The organism is Saccharopolyspora endophytica, from assembly GCF_018070075.1.
GTDB classification, from domain to species: domain Bacteria; phylum Actinomycetota; class Actinomycetes; order Mycobacteriales; family Pseudonocardiaceae; genus Saccharopolyspora; species Saccharopolyspora endophytica.
Window position 1 is genome coordinate 55920 of the sequence record NZ_JAGPXE010000010.1, and the last position, 22817, is coordinate 78736.

21 protein-coding genes are annotated in these 22817 nt (G+C 65.7%); 10 read left to right on the forward strand and 11 right to left on the reverse strand.

Annotation, left to right across the window (positions count from 1 at the left end; translation table 11 throughout):
* Positions 1–62: 62 nt before the first annotated feature.
* The 10 genes from KBO27_RS22195 to KBO27_RS22240 all read left to right on the forward strand — a co-directional run bounded on the left by KBO27_RS22195 (position 63) and on the right by KBO27_RS22240 (position 12041).
* Positions 63–857, forward strand: a complete 795-nt coding sequence (locus KBO27_RS22195) for a hypothetical protein (protein WP_307870547.1) — start codon at positions 63–65, stop codon at positions 855–857.
* A gap of 56 nt (positions 858–913) precedes the next feature.
* The gene (locus tag KBO27_RS22200; protein ID WP_210971819.1) at positions 914–1282 is read left to right on the forward strand and encodes a pilin; all 369 of its coding nucleotides are present in this window, start codon (positions 914–916) and stop codon (positions 1280–1282) included.
* A gap of 4 nt (positions 1283–1286) precedes the next feature.
* Positions 1287–2288 (forward strand): TrbL/VirB6 family protein, encoded by a 1002-nt coding sequence (locus tag KBO27_RS22205; protein ID WP_246537792.1) that lies wholly within the window; start codon positions 1287–1289, stop codon positions 2286–2288.
* Between the two features lie 929 nt (positions 2289–3217).
* Positions 3218–4258: a PrgI family mobile element protein gene (locus KBO27_RS22210; RefSeq protein WP_210971820.1), complete on the forward strand. Its 1041-nt coding sequence runs from the start codon at positions 3218–3220 to the stop codon at positions 4256–4258.
* Positions 4258–6093 carry a VirB4 family type IV secretion system protein gene (locus tag KBO27_RS22215; RefSeq protein ID WP_372448868.1) on the forward strand — a complete coding sequence of 612 codons (1836 nt, stop codon included), beginning with the start codon at positions 4258–4260 and terminating at the stop codon, positions 6091–6093. The genes KBO27_RS22210 and KBO27_RS22215 overlap by 1 nt, the downstream gene beginning before the upstream one ends.
* 22 nt (positions 6094–6115) lie before the next feature.
* The gene (locus KBO27_RS22220) at positions 6116–6505 is read left to right on the forward strand and encodes a hypothetical protein (protein ID WP_210971822.1); all 390 of its coding nucleotides are present in this window, start codon (positions 6116–6118) and stop codon (positions 6503–6505) included.
* Between the two features lie 86 nt (positions 6506–6591).
* Positions 6592–7419 (forward strand): GP88 family protein, encoded by an 828-nt coding sequence (locus tag KBO27_RS22225; protein WP_210971823.1) that lies wholly within the window; start codon positions 6592–6594, stop codon positions 7417–7419.
* 49 nt (positions 7420–7468) lie between these two features.
* A complete protein-coding gene (locus KBO27_RS22230) occupies positions 7469–9964 on the forward strand; it encodes a DUF8128 domain-containing protein (protein ID WP_246537794.1) in 2496 nt (831 codons plus the stop codon).
* A gap of 81 nt (positions 9965–10045) precedes the next feature.
* A complete protein-coding gene (locus tag KBO27_RS22235; protein ID WP_307870548.1) occupies positions 10046–11083 on the forward strand; it encodes a replication-relaxation family protein in 1038 nt (345 codons plus the stop codon).
* Positions 11084–11093: 10 nt separating this feature from the next.
* Entirely contained in the window at positions 11094–12041 is a 948-nt protein-coding gene (locus KBO27_RS22240) for a M23 family metallopeptidase (RefSeq protein ID WP_210971824.1), read from the forward strand.
* Between the two features lie 15 nt (positions 12042–12056).
* Here KBO27_RS22240 and KBO27_RS22245 read toward each other — a convergent pair whose 3' ends face one another.
* The 11 genes from KBO27_RS22245 to KBO27_RS22295 all read right to left on the reverse strand — a co-directional run bounded on the left by KBO27_RS22245 (position 12057) and on the right by KBO27_RS22295 (position 22804).
* Positions 12057–13124 carry a GIY-YIG nuclease family protein gene (locus KBO27_RS22245; RefSeq protein WP_210971825.1) on the reverse strand — a complete coding sequence of 356 codons (1068 nt, stop codon included), beginning with the start codon at positions 13122–13124 and terminating at the stop codon, positions 12057–12059.
* Positions 13125–13228: 104 nt separating this feature from the next.
* A complete protein-coding gene (locus KBO27_RS22250) occupies positions 13229–14134 on the reverse strand; it encodes a DUF4365 domain-containing protein (RefSeq protein WP_210971826.1) in 906 nt (301 codons plus the stop codon).
* Positions 14135–14342: 208 nt separating this feature from the next.
* Positions 14343–15236: an N-6 DNA methylase gene (locus KBO27_RS34360; protein ID WP_210971827.1), complete on the reverse strand. Its 894-nt coding sequence runs from the start codon at positions 15234–15236 to the stop codon at positions 14343–14345.
* Between the two features lie 809 nt (positions 15237–16045).
* Positions 16046–16243: a hypothetical protein gene (locus KBO27_RS22260; protein ID WP_210971828.1), complete on the reverse strand. Its 198-nt coding sequence runs from the start codon at positions 16241–16243 to the stop codon at positions 16046–16048.
* A gap of 167 nt (positions 16244–16410) precedes the next feature.
* Positions 16411–17058, reverse strand: a complete 648-nt coding sequence (locus KBO27_RS22265; RefSeq protein ID WP_246537796.1) for a hypothetical protein — start codon at positions 17056–17058, stop codon at positions 16411–16413.
* Entirely contained in the window at positions 17013–17615 is a 603-nt protein-coding gene (locus tag KBO27_RS22270) for a hypothetical protein (protein WP_210972033.1), read from the reverse strand. The genes KBO27_RS22265 and KBO27_RS22270 overlap by 46 nt, the downstream gene beginning before the upstream one ends.
* A 960-nt stretch (positions 17616–18575) precedes the next feature.
* Positions 18576–21308: an AfsR/SARP family transcriptional regulator gene (locus KBO27_RS22275; RefSeq protein ID WP_210971829.1), complete on the reverse strand. Its 2733-nt coding sequence runs from the start codon at positions 21306–21308 to the stop codon at positions 18576–18578.
* Positions 21305–21739, reverse strand: coding sequence for a pilus assembly protein TadG-related protein (locus tag KBO27_RS22280; protein WP_210971830.1), 435 nt, complete (start codon positions 21737–21739; stop codon positions 21305–21307). The genes KBO27_RS22275 and KBO27_RS22280 overlap by 4 nt, the downstream gene beginning before the upstream one ends.
* Positions 21739–22185, reverse strand: a complete 447-nt coding sequence (locus KBO27_RS22285) for a TadE/TadG family type IV pilus assembly protein (protein WP_210971831.1) — start codon at positions 22183–22185, stop codon at positions 21739–21741. The genes KBO27_RS22280 and KBO27_RS22285 overlap by 1 nt, the downstream gene beginning before the upstream one ends.
* A complete protein-coding gene (locus KBO27_RS22290; protein WP_210971832.1) occupies positions 22182–22613 on the reverse strand; it encodes a TadE/TadG family type IV pilus assembly protein in 432 nt (143 codons plus the stop codon). Before KBO27_RS22290 ends, KBO27_RS22285 begins: the two co-directional genes overlap by 4 nt.
* Positions 22613–22804 carry a hypothetical protein gene (locus tag KBO27_RS22295; protein ID WP_210971833.1) on the reverse strand — a complete coding sequence of 64 codons (192 nt, stop codon included), beginning with the start codon at positions 22802–22804 and terminating at the stop codon, positions 22613–22615. Before KBO27_RS22295 ends, KBO27_RS22290 begins: the two co-directional genes overlap by 1 nt.
* Positions 22805–22817: the final 13 nt, after the last annotated feature.

A 22817-nucleotide genomic window follows, 5' to 3' on the forward strand; every position in this document is an offset into this window, starting at 1 on the left:
CAAATAATCCGCTGGATGCCGCCCGCGAAGCCTTCGGGTGGCTGACTGCGGGGGATCACCCGGTGGCTGTGGACGGCCGCCTGTTCGACCACCTTCCGGCCCGGATCATCCCGGTCGACGAACTCCGGAATCTGTTGCTGGACCAGCGCTGCCCCCGCCGGGTGTGGGACCAGGTCTGGGCACACGTGATCAGCCGTGCCCGCATCGAAGGCAGCACCTGGACGATCACCGCGGTTGGGCTGGCGCTGCCCATGCTGACCCCCTTGGCTGCCCGGCTGACCGAGCGCTACGCCGACGACCCCAGCGACATCCACGCCGAGGTCCTGCGCGGGTTCCTGGACGCACTGCAAACGGTCGATCTCGCCGAGGGGCGGATCACGGTCCGGCTGCGGTGGGCGGCGTACCGCGCCGGGCACCGCGCGCTGCTGGACGGAATGGACGGGCCGACCCCGAAGCCGCCGGGGTTCCACTCCAGCGAGCCCAAGCCTCCGTCCGGGCATCCGGACTTGGTCCTGGCGCGGGCGGTCGAGGCCGGGGTCCTGACCCGGACCGAGGCTGAGCTGATCGGCGTGACCCGGCTGGAAGGCGTCGAGCTGGCCGACTGGCCCCGCCCGCCGGGGCTGACCTACAAGACGCTGGCCAAGCATCGGCGCAAGGCCGAGAACCGACTCGCCGCGTGGCTGGCCGAGTCCGACACCAGCCCCGACGAGGGCGATCCCACGGGCGCTGCGGCCACGACGTTGCAGACCTCCAACGAGGTGACCGGTGACGAGACCCAGTCACAGAACGTAGCGAAAAAAGTTGGGGGCGACCCGGCGAATCAGCCCCCGAATTTCGGACTTCAGGGACGCAGGTGAGCCCTACCCGCTTCGCACTCCCGCTGCCTCGCACGCGCTCTCTGGAGGTCTCTCTGATGCGCTTCTCGTTCACCCCGTGCCTGTCCCGGCGCAGTGGTCTCCGGCTGCTGATGATCGCCGGGCTGGCCGCCGTCGGCCTGCTGATGATCTCGATGCCCGCGGTCGCCGAGACCACCCACGTTCTCGCGCTGGCCCGCACGATCGACGACGTTCTTAACAACATCCGCAACTGGATCATGGGTCTGCTCGCCCTGCTGGCCACGGTCTTCTTGACCATCGGCGGCGTCCGCTACGTTCTGGCCAACGGCGACCCCGGTGAGGTCGAGAAGGCCAAGCAGTCTTTCAAGTCCGCCGGGTTCGGCTACGCCTTGGCGGCGCTGGCTCCGCTTGTCGTGGAGATCCTGCGCGGAATCGTGGGGGCCTGATCCCATGTCGGCCGCCGCGTACTCCACCTCGGGGGCGGGCTACCGCCTGGGCCGCGTGTGTACCGCGGTGGCCGCCCTACTCGTGCTCGTCGTGGCGGCGGGGCTGGCTTTCACCGGTGCCGCCAGCGCCCAGCCCGCCCCGCCACCTGCTCCGTCCGCACCCGTTCCCGCACCCTCTCCACCGCCGTGCCAGGGACCAAGCTGCATTCCCCAACCCGTGCCGGTGCTTCCGGGCAACCAGCCGCCCGGAAATCAATCGAACCCCAATCAAGCTCCGGCCCAGGAGTCGTCGTGCGGGATTACCGACATTCCCACCTGCGTGTCGGATGCGATCGAGTCGTTCTTCCGTGATCTGGTCACGCCCGGTTTGAACAGCCTGCTGGATCTGCTCGCGAAGTCACTGCTGGTGACTCCTCCGCTGGATCAACTGCCGGTCATGGGACAGATATGGGGTAGCACGCAGCAGATCGTCATCGCGGTCTACGCGACGCTCATCCTGGTAGCCGGCATCATCGTCATGGCCCACGAAACATTGCAGACCCGGCATTCCATCAAGGAAATCCTTCCCCGGGTAATTGTCGGGTTTCTCGCGTCCAACCTGTCGCTGTTTTTCGGCGGCAAGGTGATCGAAATCGGTAACGCGCTCTCACGAGCAATCCTGGGTGATGGGTTGAGCCCGGAAACCGCGGGGCGCGCCATGCGCGAAACCTTGATGCATGATCTCGACGGGGGCGGGCTTTTCGTCATCTTCATCGCGCTCGCTCTCATCGTCATGCTTGTCGCGGTTCTGCTCACTTACATCGTCCGCATCACGCTGACCATCATTTTGCTCGCGGGTGCTCCGATCTTGCTCATGGGTCACGCGCTTCCGCAAACCGAAGGTATCGCGTTCTGGTGGTGGAAAGCATTCGCCGGGGTGATGGCCATTCAAGTTGGTCAATCGCTCGCCTTGGTTGCGGCACTCAAGCTCTTCTTTTGGCCCGGCGGCATCACGCTGTTCAACTAACAACAAGGGAGAAGCGCTATGATCCAGTTTCTGGTCGCACTCGCCTTGTGCTACGTCCTCATCAAGATCCCATTCTGGATTCTCGGATCTCTGCGCGGCGGCGGAGGACGCTCTTTGGTCGGCAATCTCGTCCGGGGATTCGTCGCCTACAAGACCTTCGGTCTCCTCGGGGGACTGGGAAGTGGTGGAGGAAAGGCCGCTCGCTCCCGTGGCGGTCAGAAATCGGCCGAGTCGCCGGACCCGTATTCCACAACGCGGGCCACTTCCAACGGGCAGTACATGTTGCCGCTGAACGTCAAGAGAGTGCGGAAACCGACCCAACAGCGACCGAGGCCGCAATCGTCCTCACGTTCGCGCCCAGCCCAGCATGGTAAACAGCTGGAGCTTCCGTTGGACGGCGAGTGGCCGGAGAACAAACCGCGGCTCGGCCGGGACGGGCAATACCAGCTCCCACTGAATGTGCAGCGGCAACCCAAGCCGAAACCGGCTCCGGAGCCTCCCCCGGAGCGGAAGTCCTCGACGGGACCACGTGGCCGGCAGATGCCATTCCCGCTCGACGGGGAATGGCCGGAGAACAAACCACGAGTCGGCCGCGATGGGCAATACCGGCTGCCGATCGAGGTGCAGCGAGTGCGGCGACCCGCGCCACCACCGGAACCGCCGAAACCGACCCGGCCAGCAACGCGGGGGCGACAGACGAAGCTGCCCGCTGATGGCGAGTGGCCGGAGAACAAGCCCCGGGCGGGGCGGGACGGGCAGTACCAGCTCCCGCTGAATATGCAGCGCACGCGGAAGCCACCCCGCAGTCAGCCCCAGGCACCGCCGCCTCCTCCGCAGCGGCCGGGGCCGCGTCAGCAGGAGTTGCCGCTGAACCTGCCGAAGCTCAACCCGCCCCGGCCCAGCACAGGAAGGAAAGGAGATGACCGGACGTGAGCGTGCGGATTCCCGCCGACGTCGACCGCGAGGACCGGATTATGGCCGGCTTCACCGCCCGGCAGGTGGCGGTAATGGCAGTGACGGGCCTGGTGCTCTACGGCGGCTGGCAAGCCACCCGCGCCGTGATCCCGGTGATCGCCTACGTCGCCGTCGCGGTCCCGATCGGGGTCGCCGTGACCGCGCTGGTCGTGGTGCGCCGCGACGGCGTGACACTGGATCGCCTGCTGCTGGCCGCGCTGCGGCAGCGGCTCCAACCGCGGCGCCGGGTCGCATCCGGCCAGCAGCCCGCCGCAGTGCCGGAGTGGCTATCCGGAGTGGCCCACGGACACGAAGCCGTCGCAGCGGGCGGGCTCGACCTGCCCGCCCAAGGGGTCGCCGAAGCCGGCATCGTCGATCTCGGCGACGACGGCGTGGCGTTCGTGGCCGCGTGTTCGACGGTGAACTTCGCGCTGCGCACCCCGGCCGAGCAGGAAGCGCTGACCGCAGCGTTCGGCCGGTACCTGCACAGTCTCGGCGCGAGCGTGCAGATCCTCGTCCGCGCCCAGCGGCTGGACCTGTCCGGCCAGATCGCGGAGCTGCGCGACGGTGCGGCCGGGTTGCCGCACCCGGCGTTGGAGTCCGCCGCGCTGGATCACGCCAACTACCTGGCCCAGCTCGGAGCACAGGCCGACCTGCTACGCCGTCAGATCCTGCTGGTGGCCCGCGGACCGGTGCGCACCAGCGGCCAGGACTCGCTGACCCCGCGCCGCCGCTTTGGTCGCCCGTGCAGCGGTGGTGATCAGCCGTCGGATGGAGCGCGCCGGGCGGCGGCCTCCCGGCTGCTGCGGCGGATGAGCGAGGCCACCGAACTGCTCTCGCCCGCGGGCATCAGCGTGACCCCGCTGGACGCCGCCCAAGCCTCGGCAGTGCTCTCGTCGGCCACCAACCCGGACACCCTGCTCCCGCCGTCGGCGGAGATGGCGGGCGCCGGCGAGGTCATCACCACGCCCATTGGCTCGGACTGGGACCTCGATACCGAGGAGGACTACTCGTGATCACCGCCAAGAAGCGTCGCGAGCAACCCGGGGCGGCGAGTGCCTTCGCGCCGGACGCGATCGAGGTGCACCCGCGGCACCTGCAGATCGGTCAGGACTGGGTCGCCTCGTTCGCGGTCACCGGCTACCCCCGAGAAGTGCACCCGGGCTGGCTGCAGCCGTTACTGACCTACCCGGGCCGGTTGGACGTGTCGCTGCACATCGACCCGATCGACCCGCGCATCGCGGCCGACCGGTTGCGCAAGCAGCTCGGCAAGCTCGAATCCGGCCGTCGGCACTCTGCGGCCCACGGCCGGTTGCAGGACCCGGAGGTGGAGGCGGCGACCGAGGACGCCTACGACCTCTCCGACCGGCTCGCCCGCGGCGAAGGCCGTCTGTTCCGCCTGGGGCTGTACCTCACGGTGCACGCCGCCTCCGAGGACGAGTTGGTCGAGGAGATCGGCGCATTGCGCGCGTTGACCGCGTCGCTGCTCATGGACGCCAAGCCCACCACCTACCGCAGCCTGCAGGGATGGATCACGGCATTGCCGATGGGGCTGGACCAGATCGGCATGACCCGCACCTTCGATACCGCGGCGTTGAGCGCGGCGTTTCCGTTCACCAGCCCGGATCTTCCGCCGCCGGATGTCACCTCCGCGTCGACCGCAGCCGGGGTGCTCTACGGCTGGAACCTCGGCTCCCAGGGACTGGTGCACTGGGACCGGTTCGCCTGCGAAAACTACAACTCGGTCATCCTCGGCCGCTCCGGAGCAGGCAAGAGCTACCTGGTCAAGCTCGAAGCGCTCCGCAGCCTGTACCGGGACGTCGAGATCGCCATCATCGATCCCGAGGACGAGTACGCGCGCTTGGCCGGTGCGGTCGGCGGGACCTACTTCCCGCTGGGTGCCGAGGGCATTCACCTCAACCCGCTGGATCTGCCGATCCATGTCCGCCCGGATGGGCGCCGCTCCGCACCCGCCGATGCGGTCACCCGCCGCAGTCTTTTCGTCCACACATTGTTGTCCGTCCTGTTCGGTCAGCCGTTGTCCGCGGACGAACGGGCGGTGCTGGACCAGGCGGTCACCGCCACCTACCAGCAGGCCGGGATCACCGACGACGCACGCACCTGGACGCGACCCGCACCACTGCTGTCCGACCTGCGCACCGTCCTTGCCCGCCTCGACGGCGACACCGCCGGCGAACTAGCCGCCCGGTTGCAGCCCTTTACCGACGGCGCCTTCCGGGGGCTGTTCGACGGGCCCACGACGGCGCCGCCGGAAGGCCACCTGCTGGTGTTCTCGCTTCGGAACCTGCCCGACGAACTCAAACCCGCCGGCACCCTTCTGACCCTGGACACGGTGTGGCGCCGGGTGTCCAACCCCGCCACCCGACGGCCGCGGCTGTGCGTGGTCGACGAAGCCTGGCTGCTCATGCAGCAACAGGCCGGAGCCGAATTCCTGTGGCGCATGGCCAAATCCGCCCGCAAACACTGGGCCGGGCTCACCGTGGCGACCCAGGACGTCGGCGATGTCCTCGGCACGGATCTCGGCAAGGCCGTCATCGCCAACGCCGCCACCCAAATCCTGCTGCGCCAGGCACCCCAAGCCATCGACGACATCGTCCGCACCTTCGCGCTGTCGGAAGGCGAACGGCAGTTCCTGCTGTCGGCCGGTACGGGCCAGGGCCTTTTGTCGACGGGGACTCAACGTGTCGCCCTGCAGGCCATCGCCTCCGACGGCGAGCACAACTTGATCACGACGGACCCCGCAGAACTGGCATCGATATCCGAATCCACTGACGAGACAAGCGAATTCGCCGACCTCGGCGGCACCCAAGACCTTCTTCTCGACGACTGAAGCACACAAGGAGGAATGCCCGGTGCCTTCCCTACTTGCCATCCCAGTAGTCGACCAGGACACCTTCGGTTCGTTCCTGGACATCCTCGTCCACGACTTCCTCCCTGTCTTCGCGCTGGCGGCCGGATTGATGGCCGTGATCTGGGTTGCCTGCGCGGTGATCGTGATCGCTGGGTACCTCATCGGAGGCGTGGTCGTCTTCGGTGTACGTGCACTGGTCCACGCGTGCGTGCGGTACGGCCGTCGCCAACGGGACGTCGAGTACGCCCAGCTCGTCACTGTCGACGTCGACGGCGCCCACACCAAGGTCGTCAACCTCGACCGCTACCGCCGACGCCGCCAGCACCGACGTTCCGACCGATTCCAGTCCGACGGCACGACCCAGCCCCGCTTCGACGACGATCCAGCGTAAGCGCGAATACCCCTTTGCTATCTGACGATCCACTGTGGATCGTCATTCACTTCCTTAAACTGTCCTTATTTCCACGGAGGACACACATGTCTTCATCTGCCCACGGCCCGTCAGAGACTTCCTCTGTCGGGCGCCCGAGTCGGTTGCTGACTCAGAACCGGGAAATGCGGGCCATCGGCGTGCACAACTGGTCCCTGCCCGCCTGGGCCGGACGACTGCCCGATGGTCGCACCTACAACACCTGTCCTAGCGCGGGGATTTGCCGCCACGTTTGCTACGCCCGCCACGGCACGTACACCTGGCCCGCGGTGCGGGCTAAGCACGAGTCGAACCTGCGGTTCGTGCTCGACGACCTGGCCGGCTGGGAACAGGCCATGCTCACCGAGCTGGCCGCACCGAAATTCCGCGGTAACTGGGTCAGAATCCACGACTCAGGCGACTTCTTCAGTTCACCCTACCTGGAGTCCTGGCTTCGCATCATGCGGGCGCGTCCGGACACCAATTTCTACGCCTACACCAAGGAAATTCGGCGGTTCAAGACGGTGGTGGAACCGGACCCTCCGGAGAACTTCCTGTGGGTCTACAGCTACGGCGGGACACAAGACGCGGTGCTGGACCCCGCGGTGGATCGAGTGGCCGATGTCTTCCCGGACGAAGACGCCATCGCCGAGGCGGGCTGGTCGTCCCAGGAAGCCTCGGACCTGCTCGCGGTGCTCGGCCCCCATTTGGTCGGTGTTCCCGCGAACAACATCCCGCACTTCCTGAAGAAGCTGGCCGGACGTCGGTTCTCGGGGTGGCAGGCCGAAGTCGACGCACACCGCCGCACTCGCGGAGACACGGCAGTTCGTCCGATCACGAGTGCCCCGTCGGCTCGCCGTCGCGTTGGTCCGGAGTCCACAGAGCACGCCGCGTGATCACGACGAGTCCAATGACTTCTCTCCTGACAGTAAGGAGATTCATCTCATGGATTTCGCAAGTACGTCCGTCAGAGACAGTCCACTTGGGAGGTTGCTGACCGATCCTTGGGGCTCGATTCAGGCCGTGCTGGGGGAGGTTTGGTCGTGGCTGCAGACCTGGGGGCTGATCGCGGTCCCCGCGATCGTGCTCGTGGCGACAGGACTGGGACTCCTGCGGCGGTGGTGGTTCCTCCGCTGCCAGGATGCGCTGCACGAGCGGTCCCGGGTGATCACCATCCTGGCGCCTCCCACCGTCGACCCGGATGGTGCCGAGGCGGTGTGGTCGAACCTGGTCGGGCTCGTGCGGCCGATGGTGCAGCGCCTGACCACCGGACAACCTTATTTGGCCTGGGAATATGTCTTCGGTCATGACGGTGTGCAGATCCGGCTGTGGGTGCCGGGCGCGGTGCCCCCGGGCATGGTGGAACGGGCGGTCGAAGCTGCCTGGCCGGGCGCGCACACCTCCACCGACGAAGCCGACCCGCCGATGCCCGGGGACCCGGCCGAGGGGCGCCGGCAATTGGTCACCGGCGGCACGCTGCGCCTGGCCCGGTCGGAAGCATTGCCCATCCGCACCGACTTCGACGCCGACCCCATCCGAGCCCTGCTCGGCGCTCCCGTGGGACTCGGTGTGCACGACACCGCGTGCGTGCAGCTCCTGACCCGTCCGGTCACCGGCCGTCGGGTCAAGCAGGCGCGGCGAGCCGCCCGCCATCTCAACGCCGGACGGTCCACCCACCTGGCAGGTCGGCTACTCGACCTACTCACGCCAGGCCCCTCGGGCACGAAACCGTCGAGCAGCCAACCGAAGCTGGATCCGCAGACGTCCCTGGAATTCCAGGCACAGAATCGCGCGATCGTCGGGAAACAGCGCGGGGCGCAGTGGGAGACGCTGATCCGGTACGCGGTTGCCACAACGGTGCCGATCGACACACCCAGCGAGCAGGTAGCACGGGTGCGCGAGCAGGTGAGGGGCCGCGCTCACGCCATCGCGAGTGCCTTTTCCGGGTTCACCGAGCACAACCATTACCGCCGTCGACGGTTGCGCAACCCGGTGACCGCTCTGGCGCGGCGCCGGCTGCGGTGGGGTGACTTGCTGTCGGTGCCGGAGCTTGCGGCCGTCGCCCACCTGCCGACCGACGAGGCGCTACCGGGCTTGGCCCGCGCCGGAGCGCGGGCGGTGCCACCCCCGCCGAACACGCCCACGGAAGGAGAGCTGATCCGCCCAGTCGGAGTCTCCGATACCGGCCACGCGCGCCCTGTGGGCCTGCGGGTCTCCGACGCCCGGCACCACTTGCACGTCCTCGGCGCCACGGGGTCGGGAAAGTCGACGATCCTGGCGAGGATGATCCTCGCCGACGCCGAGTACGGGCGCGGGGCAGTGGTCATCGACCCCAAGGGCGACCTGATCACCGACATTCTGCAGCGGCTTCCCGAACACGCCGCCGACAAAGTGGTGCTCTTCGACGCCGACTCCCGCGGGCCGGCTCCGTGCCTGAACCCCCTAGAAGGGCCGAAGGAAGCCGCAGTCGACAACCTCGTGTCGGTGTTCTCCCGGGTGTTCGCGTCGGCCTGGGGGCCACGCACCGAGGACATCCTCCGCGCCGCGTGCCTGACCCTGCGGGCTGCCACGGACACGCCCACGCTGGCGACCCTGCCGCAACTGCTCACCGACCCGGCGACGCGGGCTCGGCACCGCGATCGCGTGTCCGACGACCCGACACTGCGAGGGTTCTGGGACTGGTATGACCAGCTCTCAGATGCGGCTCGTGCCCAGGCGACCGCGCCGCTGCTGAACAAACTCCGCGCCTTCTTGTTGCGGCCGTTCGTGGTCAAGGCAGTCGCCGTAGGTCCATCCACAGTGGATTTGGATGCGACCTTGGATGGTGGCCTGTGCCTGGTGCGCATTCCCAAAGGAAGCCTCGGGGAAGACACCACCCGGCTGCTCGGATCGCTGATCGTGGCGCGGGTCTGGCAGGCCACCACCGCCCGTGCCGCACTGCCCCAGCGCGAACGCCGCGACGCCGGACTGTATGTCGACGAAGCGCACAACTTCCTGAACCTGCCGTATGCGATGGAAGACATGCTCGCCGAAGCCCGCGGCTACCGACTGAGCATGACGTTGGCCCACCAGCACCTGGGGCAGCTTCCCAAGGACCTCAAGGAAGGCATCTCGACCAACGCGCGCAGCAAGGTGTTCTTCACCGCCTCCCCCGAGGACGCTCGCGAACTCGCCCGTCACACCGCGCCGCGAGTCTCAGAGCATGACCTCGCGCACCTCGGCGTCTACCACGCCGCGGCGCGCCTGGTCGTGGGCGGCGAGGAGACCCAGCCCTTCACAGTGACGACCCAACCACTGCCGCCGGCCATTCCCGGGCGGTCCAAAGCCGTCCGCAAAGCCGCGGCGGCCCACACCCGCCCCTTGGAATCCCGAGCCGACGACACCGGCGACCAGCCAGGCACCACCGGCACAGACCCGCGCCGCGCACGCCGCACGGCCTGACCTCACAAGCCCCAGGGCGGTCCTCCCATCTCGGAGGACCGCCCTTCCTTGTGCCCGGGGCATACCAGAGGAGGAACGATCGTGTTCGCACATCATCAGCAACGCGACCTGCGCGCCCCGATGCCGAATCGGCCGAGCCTGCGCTTCGCAGCCTCCGCCGAGCATCAAGCCCAAGTCGCAGCACACCTCACCGCCCGCGACCGCTGGCTGGCCCGGGTCCTGGCCGAGCACCGGGTGCTGACCTCCCCACAGATCGCGGCAATCGCCTTCGGTCGATCTCGCCGTGCGGCCAACCACCGCTTGCACAAGCTCTACACCTGGCGGGTCCTGGATCGCTTCCAGCCCTACATCGGCCGCGGGCGAGCCCCCATGTACTACGTCCTCGACACCACCGGCGCCCACCTACTGGCCCACGAAGACGGCATCGACCCCAAGGACCTGAAGTTCCGCCCCGAACGCTCAGTCGGCATCGCCTATAGCTTGCGGCTGGCCCACCTCATGGGCGTCAACAGCTTCTTCACCGCCCTGCTATCCGACGCCCTCGCCGACACCACCCAGGACCAGGCCGTGACCGAGTGGTGGTCCGAAGCCCGCTGTGGCCGGCACTTCGGAGACCACGTCCGCCCCGACGGCTACGGCCGCTGGCACGAGGCCGACCGGGAGATCGAATGGTTCCTCGAATGGGACACCGGCAGCTACCAACTCAGCCGGTTCGTCGCAAAACTGCCCGGCTACACCAGCCTCGCCACCACGACCCACATCGTCACCCCATTGCTCGCGGTCTTTGCCACCGCAGCCCGGGAGGTGAACGCGCGACGACACCTCGCCGAGCACCTGCGCACTGATCACCGGCGGAATGAGTTACCGATCGCCACCACTACCGCCGAACACCTCTGCGCAGCGGGCAGCCCGGCCCACGAGGTGTGGCTTCCCTTGAACCACACCGACGCCGGCCGCCACCGGCTGATCAGCCTGCTCTCAGCCTGGCCCCACCTGGAAGCACCGACCAGCTCCACAGACGCCAACGACACCGGTCCCAGCCCTGTTCCGCGCTTGAGTCCACCAGCGCCGATGCCGCCCTGGCACCACAGCGAGCTGACCTGGAACCCGAAGAGGTGATGCGTTCAACATGCTCGCAAAAATGGGCATTGCCGCCGGAATTTTCCTGTCCTTCTTGGTGGTTGTGATCGCCGCCGCGGCTGGCTCCATCGCCTCGCTGTTCGCTGGCGGGAACGGCGGCTCGCTGACGTGCACTCCGACCGGCTCTGGGCCTGGTGGCGCGACTGGCTACGGGCCTGAGCAGATCAGCAACGCCGCCACGATAGTCGCCGTCGGAAAGCAAATGAGCGTCCCGGAGCAAGGCTGGGTTGTCGCTCTGGCCACCGCGATCCAGGAATCCGGGCTGCGCAACCTCGACTACGGCGACCGCGACAGTCTCGGACTGTTCCAACAACGCCCATCACAAGGCTGGGGCAGCGCGGAACAGATCAGGAACCCGACCTACAGCACGACACAGTTCTACCGGCATCTGTTGGCGGTGCCCGGCTGGGAGCAGATGAGTGTCAACGACGCTGCACAATTGGTCCAACGATCCGGATTCCCCCATGCCTACGGACGACACGAGCTCGCGGCACGCCAGCTCGCCGGGGCTGTCCATGGCGCCGCCTGCACGGGCTCACCGACCGGAGCCTGGACCGTTCCTGCTCAAGGCACCTGCACTTCGGGCTTCGGCCCTCGCAACGGCCAGTACCACCGAGGGCAGGACATTGCCGCACCCATCGGGACCGCGATCGTCGCCGCGGCAAACGGCACCGTCATCGACTCCGGACCAGCCACGGGCTACGGGCTCTGGATCCGCATCCAGCACGCTAACGACGTGATCACCACCTACGGGCACAACAGCCGGAACCTCGTCCAAGCAGGCCAGGAGGTTCACACGGGTCAGCAGATCGCTGAGGTCGGCAACCGGGGCGAATCCACCGGACCGCACCTACACTTCCAGATCGACATCAATGGCCGGACAACCGACCCGGTCGCGTTCTACCGCAAGCACTCACGGGCGGGGCTGTGCGGCTGACTGCTGCCGAAAGACTCACGGGAGAAAGAAGAATTCTTGCTCGAAGGGGATTCCTTGGGCGATTTTCGCGGCAACAGTGATGCGCGGCCCACTGTGTGCTGGACCCCACCGGTCGGTTTCCCTGTAGCCGATGTCGACGGACTCGAAGCCGTCGATATTTTCGATCGGCTCGCTCGTCAGGACGGCGTGGGATCTAGGCTTGGAGTGGGCCCGCTCAGGATCTTCGTCTTCCGAAACTCGAACATCATAGATTCCGTAGAAGTCGCCTGCTTCGGTGAGGGTTAGAAGAAATCGGTCGCCGTGTTCAACAACTCGGACTAGGTCGAGATGCGTCGCCGGGATCTGATGACGAACGCGCAGGTCTGCCTCGACGTCACCAGTATTGGCGTCTGAGATCCGGTGGAATGTCTCGTTGAGTTCCGTTCTGATTGTGTTGTCATCGAGCCCTGCGCGGTAGTGCAGGTCGCCGATCAGCCATCCGCCATCTTCTGACAACAGAGTCGTGAATTCAGCGATGTCGAGTGGCCGAAGGGCAAGGAAGGTCCGGCCAGCTTCCCAGGAATTTCGTGTCGCAGTAAACAGGGGCTCTTCGTTCTCGGTGGCGAGAAAGTCTACGTCTCGGCGCGAGATCACCTTGTCGCGGTCGTCTCGACCGAAGGTGCACACCAGAGTGGTCGACGTGCCATCGTGGTGAAGTTCTGCACGGGTTAGATCGTGCTTGAGGAGTGAACCGTACTGCTTGGTGACGGCGGCGGTCAGGTCGAAAATCTCCGGGGTTCGTTCGGGTTCGACCGGAACGATGCCGGATTCCTCCAGTAAGGCTTGGATGGCATGCTTGGGTGATACGCGAAAGAATTCTTTTCTACCGATTCGGTACTCGGCGAACCTGGCGTGCAGGCGGCGCTCGACGCGGCGAGCATCCGGTACGCGCGTCGAGTACAAGACTATGAAGGGTTCGGTGACACTGGTGCCGCTGAGTTTTGCTGCGCGATCCTCGGCGCTCCCGCTGGTCCATCCGATCTTGACTGGCGAACCTTTCTTCTCGCAGTTGTGAAGGATATACACTTCGCCGGGAGTGGCCACAGGGTGATCTCTCGCTTCATGCCGGGTATGGATCGCACACGCCGACAACGGTGTTGATAGTCAGGTCTCGAATCGAGCACGCTTCTGCAGTGATGCCCCGGCGCTTACGGATCAGCAGGTGCTTGTGAAAGGTGATCGCGTAGGTCGTTGATATCAGATGTCAAGAAACCGTCCCAGGCGTCGGGTAGATCTTTAAATGTCATCGACTTGATCAAGAAGGCTATATAGTAGAGCACATTGAGCGGAATCATTGTGGAGTTTGGCGTCGGACTGTGCTGAAGGATTGTTACGAGGATTCCAGTGTCCAATGCGGCGCCAGGCGTAATGCCTGATTCTTGGCTAGCCTTTCGAGTCATGCGGTGCTGTAGTTTTTTCCGAAATTCGTTATCGAAATGGGCGATGCCTGCGTCGTCGACGTCCACGAAGCCCAGGTCATGCATGATATCGAAAATCTGCAAGACAAGTTCATCTTGCAGTTGCTTCTCCGCTTTTATGGATGCTTCATCCGGTGAGAGTCCATGTCTCCGTGAGTCGATCAACTTTCCAGCGGCATGAAGTCTTGCCGTCCAAGCAAGCTCATCTGCCGTCTCGGCATTGAACTGTTGGTCGCGCGAGAAGTCGAGGTAGATGTTTTTCTTGCCATATTGTTGGAGTTCGGTTGGGTTGAGGTCCATATCGCCTGGAATAGCGTACCAGCCAGTCTTGTTTGCGACGTCCCAGAGTACAACGATGACCATGTCGTCAAAGCGGGACCATCGAATCAGCTGGCGCAGTGTGATCTTTACGCTAGGGAGCTTCTGGCTCTCGTCTATGCAGTTCCGTTTTGTGCCCTTAACTTGAACCCAGATCGGCCGGGGGTCCACGCGTCCGCGGATGCAGGTCTTGACGAGAAGGTCCTCGCCGTAGTCCTTACAAATCTCGTCGACAGAGGCACCCTGTTCGTTCCAAATTAGTCGCACGGCGGCTGCGGCTTGCTCGCCAATTACATGTTGGTCGGGTCTCCTGGTCATGTATGGATCTCGCTCCGCGCTGGATTATTTGGGATTCCTCCGTGGCGAGTAGGGTAGCGAACGATCCTGACAAGGATGGGCTTCGTAGGTCGCCCCAGCGTGGAGTCTTGGATCCTCATCGTTGTACCGAGCACCCAAGTCCTCGTTGGTCTGCGGTGGCAGGGCCCTAGCTCGTGGCCACCGAGAGCTCCGAGTAGGCAAGCACGTACTACTCGTGGACTTGGGACTCGTCGATCGGGAGTTCGGTGAGTTGTTGAGCGGTACGAACCGCGTGGATCATTAGCTTGTCGCGGCGGACCTGTTCGGAGATCTGTAGGACCTCGGCCCGTTGAGCCTCGGCCCGGCGTGCCCAGTCTCCTTCTGAGAGCGTGTTGGCGACGCACAGGACGATGTGCGGGCCAAGTCCCCAGATTAGGCTGTTGACTGCGCACGCGGCGATCGCCAACTCATCAACGTCGGCGCCGTACCAGGCCACTGTCGCGGGATCACGGTCGAGCTCCCGCATTGCCTGCGCGGAAGCGCGGAGCAGCCCGCCGGTGCCTACGGCAGGGTCACACACCGAAGAATGCTCCTCCGGTGGTGTCATGCGCGCCATCATGTCCGCGAGAGGCATCGGGGTGTAGATCTGCGCGTTCGCCTTGCCTGCGCTGTCGGACTTGAGCAGCGTGAGTACCACGCCGAGTAGATCTGTGTCGTAACGACGTTCGGTGCCAGTGAGATCCAGCTGCCTCGCGTGTAGCGCGGCGTCGGCAACCTGCTTCGCGGCGCGCTTCAAAGCAGGCTCGGGATCATTGAAAACCCACTGCATGAGGGGGAAGACGAGATGAGTTAGGTCCGGGCGAGAGTTGATGACAGCGGTGTAGATCTCCCGCAGAGTTCTAGCGACTTCCTCGGCACTCTGCGCGCGCAGCTGTTCGGCGAGATCGGCCGTATTGGCGTCGCGCTGGTTGAGGAGGGCTAGCGCAGACACGACCGAAAGGGCGACGTCACGTCGACCGGAGTGGTTGGATTTGTTCCATGCCACCTCGACCGACTGAGCGATGTCGGCGGCATGTCGGTCGGGGTCCGGGTGATTGCCTTGCCTATTGGTGTTTCGTGTCACGGGAATTCCCTTCTGATGTAACGAGGCGTGCTCGTCCTCGGCAGGGACTGCGGAAGGGGTGAGATTTGGATTTTGGAGATCTGGCATTGATCAAGGGTTCCTCGGCACCGAGAGGGCCTTGGGGGTCGCGGTACGGGCTCGTTTAGCCCGACGTGTCGGGGGTATTCGGAAGTTGGACGCCAGGCGCTCGGACGCGTCAAGCGGCACAAATTCGCGCGTCAAGGTCGAAGACCGCACGCGCCAGGTCGGCGGCAAGGCGCCGTAGTTGCTACTCCGTGGCGTCGTCGGAACTCTGACGAACCGCTCCGGCCATGGAGATCACGGCTCGATACGGGTGTTCACAGTGCGTTTGCATGGCTGGGCTCCAGATAGAAAACGCGAGAGGAGAGACGAAGCGAGAGACCGAGTTGCGTGGGCGCACAAATGGCGTCCGGTGCGCGGCGCGAGCGGCTCGGAGGCCCAGAACGTATGGGGCCGGCGGACCCACCCGAAGGGTGTTCGCACGGTCCGCCGGCCTACCGCAAACCCTGTGAAAGGGCTGCCCTCCTCGGAAGGAGGGCATGGCCAGAGTAGCCCACAGAGCTCAGCGGACAACCTCCGTGCGTGCTCACGCTGTGTTGTTGTCGACAGTGATCAGAGTCGTCCTGAGTCGAAGGCTGCGCAGAGCATTTGCTATTGCAATAACGAGGTGCGGTTGACTGGACGCCTTGGGTACCGCTGTGGTGCATGAACAGGCATCAGCAGGCGGCGGTAAGCGCGTTCGGAAGCCGGTGATCACTGCTGGTCGCGTTGGGGCGACCAACATCCGGCTAAGAGCGGTAGCGGAGAAAGCTGCGGACGACGATCGGCCCGTGTTCTTTCAGGTAGGCGACCGCTTGTGCTTCAGTGGGAAATACGACGCTGGAACTGTCCGGAAGGACTGCGCGCCAATACCGCTGGTTCCAGTCGTACTCAATGCGCCCGTCCTCGGTGTCGTAGCCGCCGGCTGTCCACCAGTCGTCAGGCATGGCGTGTTCACTCGCGTGGTCCTGCGTGGCGGACCGGCAGCTACCGGGCGCGTTCGTGGGTGTATTTGCCGATGTCGTTTGGTGGCGATGGGTGTGCATGTCTCGGTTCCTCCTCGTTCTTGGGGAAGCGGGGTGCCCGCCGTCGATGGGCGGGCGCCCCGGGAAGGTCAGCTGACCCAGTAAGTTCCGGTGTGGGCGGTCGTGAGCTCGACGTGCGGCAGGGGCTCACCCGGGTACGGGGTGTGCATGATCAACCGGCCGCCGTTGTCCATTGCGTCATCCGGGACGCGGCGCACCGTGAAGGCGAATGCGCCGCGTGGGTCGCCGACGCTGATCGTGACGGTGATCGAGTCTTCGCCCGGATCGGTGTGGATCGTGGCGCCGTTGGCCCAAGACAGGGCCACCCGCTGCGGTCGGTGCGGACCTTCGCGGAAGTCCGGCGCGGATTCCGCATCGTCAATCTCGGGGTCTTCGTACGGGTCGTAGGCGTCGCAGATCAGCGAGCCGGACTCGTCGGTATAGCCGTCGGTTTCCTCGGTTAGGGGCTCGCCGCATGCTTGGCACCGCCATTCGGTGTCGTCGGCGTTTTCGAACGTGATCACCGAGGAATCGGTGTCGTCGTGGTCGGTGGAGATCATTTCGCCGTTGGCGGACAGCACGAACACAGCACACCTCGCAGAAGCTGAAAGAACGGAGTGAAAGAAGAGAGGAGGATGCGCAGCCGGCCGCAGCACGCGCGGGAGATGCGGCGTGGGCCGGCCGCACGGGCTCAGAATCGGCAGATGAACCGCACAGCCTTGCCGCAGGACGGGCACGCGACATAGCCGCGAGTGCGGTCGTCGAAGGGCACGCGGACCAGGTCAGGCACGCGGTACGTGCGTATGTCGGCGCCGTCCCAGGCGTGCAAATCCACGGTGTTGTGCGTGCACCACCGGTGCCCGTTGGCGCATTCGCCCTCGGCGTTCGAGTAGTCCGCCCACTCTTCCAAAGCATCCACAGTGGAGCGATAAACCGTCGGCGCGACGTAGCGCCCGCCATGATCACTCACAATGATCATCAGGTCGCCGAACTCAACGGCCGACAACACTACGAACCCGAGATCATCAAGCAGGTGATCAGAGAAGTTGACCAGGGTGTGGGCCCACAACTGGCCGTCTCCGTGCAGGCCGGTCGGAGTCTCGCCCGTGCGCGCGCTGATCCATGCGGTGATGACGTCATCGTGCGGGTGCGCGTGGCCGTTGGTCTCCATCCACCCGCGCAAGTCATCGGTGAGGTCATCGGCGTACTCGCCGCGGTCATTGATCCACTCTTGCGTATCGACGGTCAAATACCCGTCACCGTGCGACCACGCCTCGACAGACACACTCGTCATAATCATGCCTTCCACAGATTGCGGTTGCGGGCAAACGGGGTGCGAATCCCTACCCGCGATTACTTCTTCCTATCCGGAACTCTTTCTGTGTTCCGGTGAATCTACCGTAACGCCGGCTCTGCCAGTGCTGCAACAGTTTCGGATGGATTCTTTGGGGAAATATTGGCCGAATTCGGAATTCGCGGTTCGCCGCAAAGAGTGGTTGGCGAAATGAGGACAGTTCGCATGGGGGATGAGGGCAGTTTCCGAGTCTTGTCAGCCTGCGGGTGCGTTCCACGATTTGCAGAAGAGGTGGCTGTCAAAATAGGGGGTCGTTCATGATTGGAACTCATGAATCAGTGCCGCTACTAGTGAATAGTTCACGCTTCTCATTCTTTTCGTGCCTTCCCAGTCGTCAACAGGTTCCCGTGGGGTGCCGAGGCTGGGCGGTTTCAGGAAGGGGCAGCGGCGCTCTGGCTAGGAAAAACATGGCGCGAGCGGGTTTCTCGTTTATCGGGCAGATGAGTGGGTGCATGAGCGAGCGTATGAACAGGTGCATGAGTGGGCGTGGCATCCAAGAGTGCTCGTGGCAACCGAAAGCTGGGTGCGCGACTTGATCGCTCGCGGAGGTGGGGAAGTCAGGCGTGAGTCACTGCCGCGCCGCGCCATTTGCGATCCAACAAGGAGCGGAGTGATCAACCGTGCCATGAAGGTTTGCGGAACTCGTCATGCGCAGCATAACGAAGGCCCCTCCAGGTGGAAGGGCCTTCTCGTTCCTGACTGAGAATGTGTCGGCGGATAGCCGCTGCCTGGAACGCAGATATCATATCAGGCGATGATACCGGCCGGTTGACGAAGGGTTTTCTTATTGATCCTCGCTGCATCTGCACGGAAGAATTGGGGTTTGGATCCCGAAGATGATCCAGGAGAATTCCGAGATTCAAGCTTCGAGCGATCTGCGCCTCAACGGCGGCGTACGATTCAACTGGCTTTTCGGTGTTGTCGCGCTTGGAGAGTGCGCGCAAGTGCGAGGGTGCTGGGGTCGGGTCGTTCGCCGATCTCGGCGAGGGTGGTGTTGAGCAGGTGGAGGGTGCGGCTGATGGCGTCGGTGAGGCCGAGTTCGGCTTGCACTCGCATGATGTCGCGGTAGATGTCTTCGTTCTCTGGGTTGAGCAGCCTGGCGTGTTCGAGCAGTTGGAGTTGCTTGTGGGAGTCGTGGCCGCGGTAGTGGGCGGCCATGCCGGCGAGTGCGTCGAGGACGGTGCGGTGGGCGGCTTCCCGGGGGCCGTCGAGCCAGAGTGCTGACATGCCGTCGGCAATCTCGCCGGTGTAGAGCGCGACGATGCGGGACCAGGCGGCGAAGCGCTGCTCGTCGGTGCTGGCGATGTGTCGGTCGTGCTCGGCCTGGTTGAGCTGCCAGTAGTCGACCTCGACGAGCTCGGTGTTGAGGGCAACGTGTTCGTCGTGTTGGACGACGAGGTCGGCGGCGTGATTGTCGGTGGCCTCGGCGAGGGCTTTGCGGATCTGGGAGAGCGCGGCGTAGAAGGCGTTGTAGGGGCGTCGTCCCCGGGCTTCGGGCCAGAGCGCTTCGCGCACGGAGGCCCGTGTGGCGCCGTGGGGGTGCAGCGCGAGGAAGGTGATCAGTGCTTTGTGTTTGGGCGCGAGCTCTGCCGTGAGATTCCGGGCGGGTGTCTCTGGGCTGTGCCAGGTGAGAGTGAGCGGGCCAAAAACGGCCAGGTTCAAAAGACGTTTCGGTGGTTCGGGAGCCGGCTCGGTGTCGGCGAGCTGGTTGGCATCAGGTTGGCCGGCATCCTCCGGCTCGTCGATGGGTGTAGTGGACGGCGGAGCCTTCTCCTGATGCTGCAGTACAGGGATGGTTGCGTCAGCATCGAACTCGGGTTGTGCCTCGTGGGTGTCGGTGACGCGAGGTTCGGCGTCGCGCTCGCTTTCGTCGAGGTGGTCGTCACCGGTCAGCTCGGCCTCGTCAGCGGCGGCGGGGTAGCCCGGGCGCGGACCGTGCGTGGTGTCGATGAGCAGGTCGAGGAGATCGCGGGTGTCGGTTGCCCCGAGATGGAACAGCTGCGCACCTCGAAGTTCGGCCACCGCAGGGCTGGTGGCGGTGACGACTCCGTCGGCGCGGACGCGCACGGTCGCGCCGGCAGGCCAGTGGCCGAGCAGGATCCCGGCGGCGCCGCTGGAGGACCCTGTATCGAGCACGGCTTCGAGGCGTGGGTGGGGCCGGTCGATGCTAGAGACGAGCACCCTCGTGAGCTCGGTGCCCGGGAGATCAGTGTTGCGGGTGGTATCGCCGTCGGCGAGGGCGGTGACGGCCTCGTCCAGATCGGTAGTGGTGTGCAGCCGGGGTGATTCGGGTGCCTCGTCGCCCAGTAGTGCCCGGGCGTCGTGGTCGGGGATCAGCAGGGTCGCGCTGGTGGTGGCCAGCAGATGCACGAGCAGGGACCGGGCGGTGGCCGCGGCGCCCGCGCCGGTGAGCCCGAGCCCGTGGAGTGCGGCAAGATCGAGCGCGTAGGCGCGGCCCTCGCGGATGCCCACACCCACATCCACGTCCGTCACGGAGTGAGTCGAATCGGCCTCGACGGAGGAGAGGTCGATGTCGGGATTGCGGGTGGGGAGCGTGATGGAGTCAGGATCGGGTGCCTCGTCGCCGAGTTGGGCGTGGTCGTGGACCAGGCGCAATGCGTGCACCGCTGGTGCGGGAGCAGGCATGGGGGTGCGGTCGCCGCTGCCGGGCTTGTAGGAGCGCATCCGTCGGCGTCGTCGCGTGAGCAGTCCCAGGGAGACCGCGGCGGCCAGCGTTGAGGCGACCACGCCGCCGCTGCCGAGCATGACCGCGGTCGACGAGGCGGGAGCCACGGCGCCCTCCGTGGTGCCCGGTCGGCCCGGCGCTTCTTCCGCTGGTGGAGGTGCCGGCGCGGTCGGGGTGGGAATCGCTGGCGGTTGTGCTGGCGGAGTAGGCCGGGGAAGTGGGGTGTTGTCCTCAGCTGTCTCGGGCAGGTGCAGGATCCAGCCCGGGCGGATGAGGTGCGGGTCGGTGAGCGTGGCGCCGTCGGGTTGTGGGCGGCCTTGGTTGCGGGCGAACAGTTCGGTCCAGCGGTGGCCGTCACCGAGTTCGCGTTCGGCGATGCGCCAGAGACTGTCGTAGACCCCGTCGTGCGGGGACTGCACCCTCACGATGCTCCGTGCACTCGCTGAATTCGTCTGCTGCACAAGATGTGTCGGGATGGGGGAGTCGACGGCAGACACAGCCGTGGTCGTGGGGTCGAGGATGGTGACGGCTGCGGTGGGCTGCACTGGCGTCGCTGTCGCGGGTTCGGCGGCAACCGGGGACCGTGGGAGCAGTCCGAGTACGGCAGTGGCGACCAGCAGACCGGCCACGGCGTGGACTGGGCCGATCGCGGGCGGTCGAACACCGCGGACCGCGTCCGGGATGCAGCGTGCTACGTCGACGGCGAACACCAGCCAGACTGGCCAGGCGATACAGGCCAGCACGTCCAGGAGCAGGGTGACCGACAGCGGGTTGAGCAGGACGGATTCGATCTCGCCACTGGTCGGTAGATGGTCGGGGAGGGGCCAGCCGAGGAACGTCACCAGCCCCCAGGGCACACCGGCCAGCAGCGCCACCAGTGCCGCGCATGCGGCCAGCGCGCCGACAACCCGCAGCAGTCGCGCAGCGAGGCAGACGAGCATCCTCATCCGGCGCCTCCCGCTGTTCCTTGATCGGGTCGGGCTTGGCCCTCGGCGGACACGGGGATCTCGCCTAGCCCGATCAGGCCGAGGATTTGGGTGCGTTGCTGGGCATCGACGTGCACGCGCACGGTGGTGGCATCGGCGGTCACGGTGCCCGTGGCGCCCACGGCGCCGAGATAGCGGCGAGCCGCTGTCTGCGCCTTCCCTGGTTCGAGTTGAGGCTGGCCGCCGGCGCGGTAGGCGGCGAGATCCAACTCCTGCGCTCCAGCGCGGGCGGCTTGTTGGGCGTGGCCGATCGCCTGAGTTTTGGCAGCCAGGGCGAGTCCGCCGTCGAGCACGAGACCGGCGAACAGCAGACAGGCGGTGGTGATGACGACGACGAATGCCGTGACCCGGCCGTGCTCGTCACCGGCGAGGGCTCGCCACCGCGTGCGCATCAGGCACCGCCGCCGGGATCGGTTCCGCGCCACTGGTCCACGACCGAGGAGGCGGTGGAGGTCGCCGTGGTGGTTCCCGGAACCCCCAGCATCGCCAGGTCGGAGAGCCCGATAGTGCACGTCAGGGTCACGGTGACCGTGCTGCCGGGCTGCATGCCGGCGAGCCGGGCGGAGACACCGAGGTGCTGGCAGCGCAGTCCGGCCTGACTGAGTGCGGCCTGAGCGGTGGCGTGCGCGTCACGGTTGGCTTGGCTGGTGCTGCGGGCCAACGTGGCCGCGCGGACGGCTTGGTGCGCGGCGTCGTTGACGCGCAGCCGCGAGTCGGCCAGGCGCCCGCAGAAGACCACGAACAGCAGCAGGACGATCAAGACGGGCACCAGCAGGGTGAGTTCGGTGGCCACCGAACCTCGTTCGTCGCGTTGCAGGCGGAGCGGTAGGGGTGTCATTCGTTGCCTCCTGGGGTGACGAACCGTTCGCTCGGCCCGGCCGCGCGCACCCGCACCGGCAAGTCCAGTAACGGCACCACCGCCGCAGCCTCCCCTGTGATCTCCACAGTGGACTGTTGTGGTCCCCGATTCACGGCGGCGTGTGGGTTCTTGAGCGGTCCGGCACCGAGCTGACCGAGCACCGTGGAGGCTTCGGCGTGGCCGTCGGCGCTGCTGGCTCGGTGCACACGGGCGGCTGACAGTGCTTGTGAGGCGGCGGCTTGGGCGATGTGGGTGGCGTGCGCCCAGATCGCGAACTGCGCGATCAGCAGGATCAGCAGCAGCAACGCCGGGACGGCCAGGACGAGTTCGGCGGTGACCGATCCCCGTTCGTCCTGGCAGCAGCGCCGTATCCAAGCACGTAGTGGGTGGGCATGGTGTGTGGCCATCACATGCTGCCCCCGATCTCGTTGGCCTTGCGGGTGACCGCGGCGACGATGATCGCGAGCACGGCGATGGCCCCGGCGACTAGCAAGGCGGTCACCAGCACGGTTTCGGTGGAATACCCGCGCTCGTCGGAGCGGATGTCGGCGATGCGCGCTCGGGTGGTGGTGATGACGCAGGCGATGTAGGTCAGCATCAGCGGTTCCTTT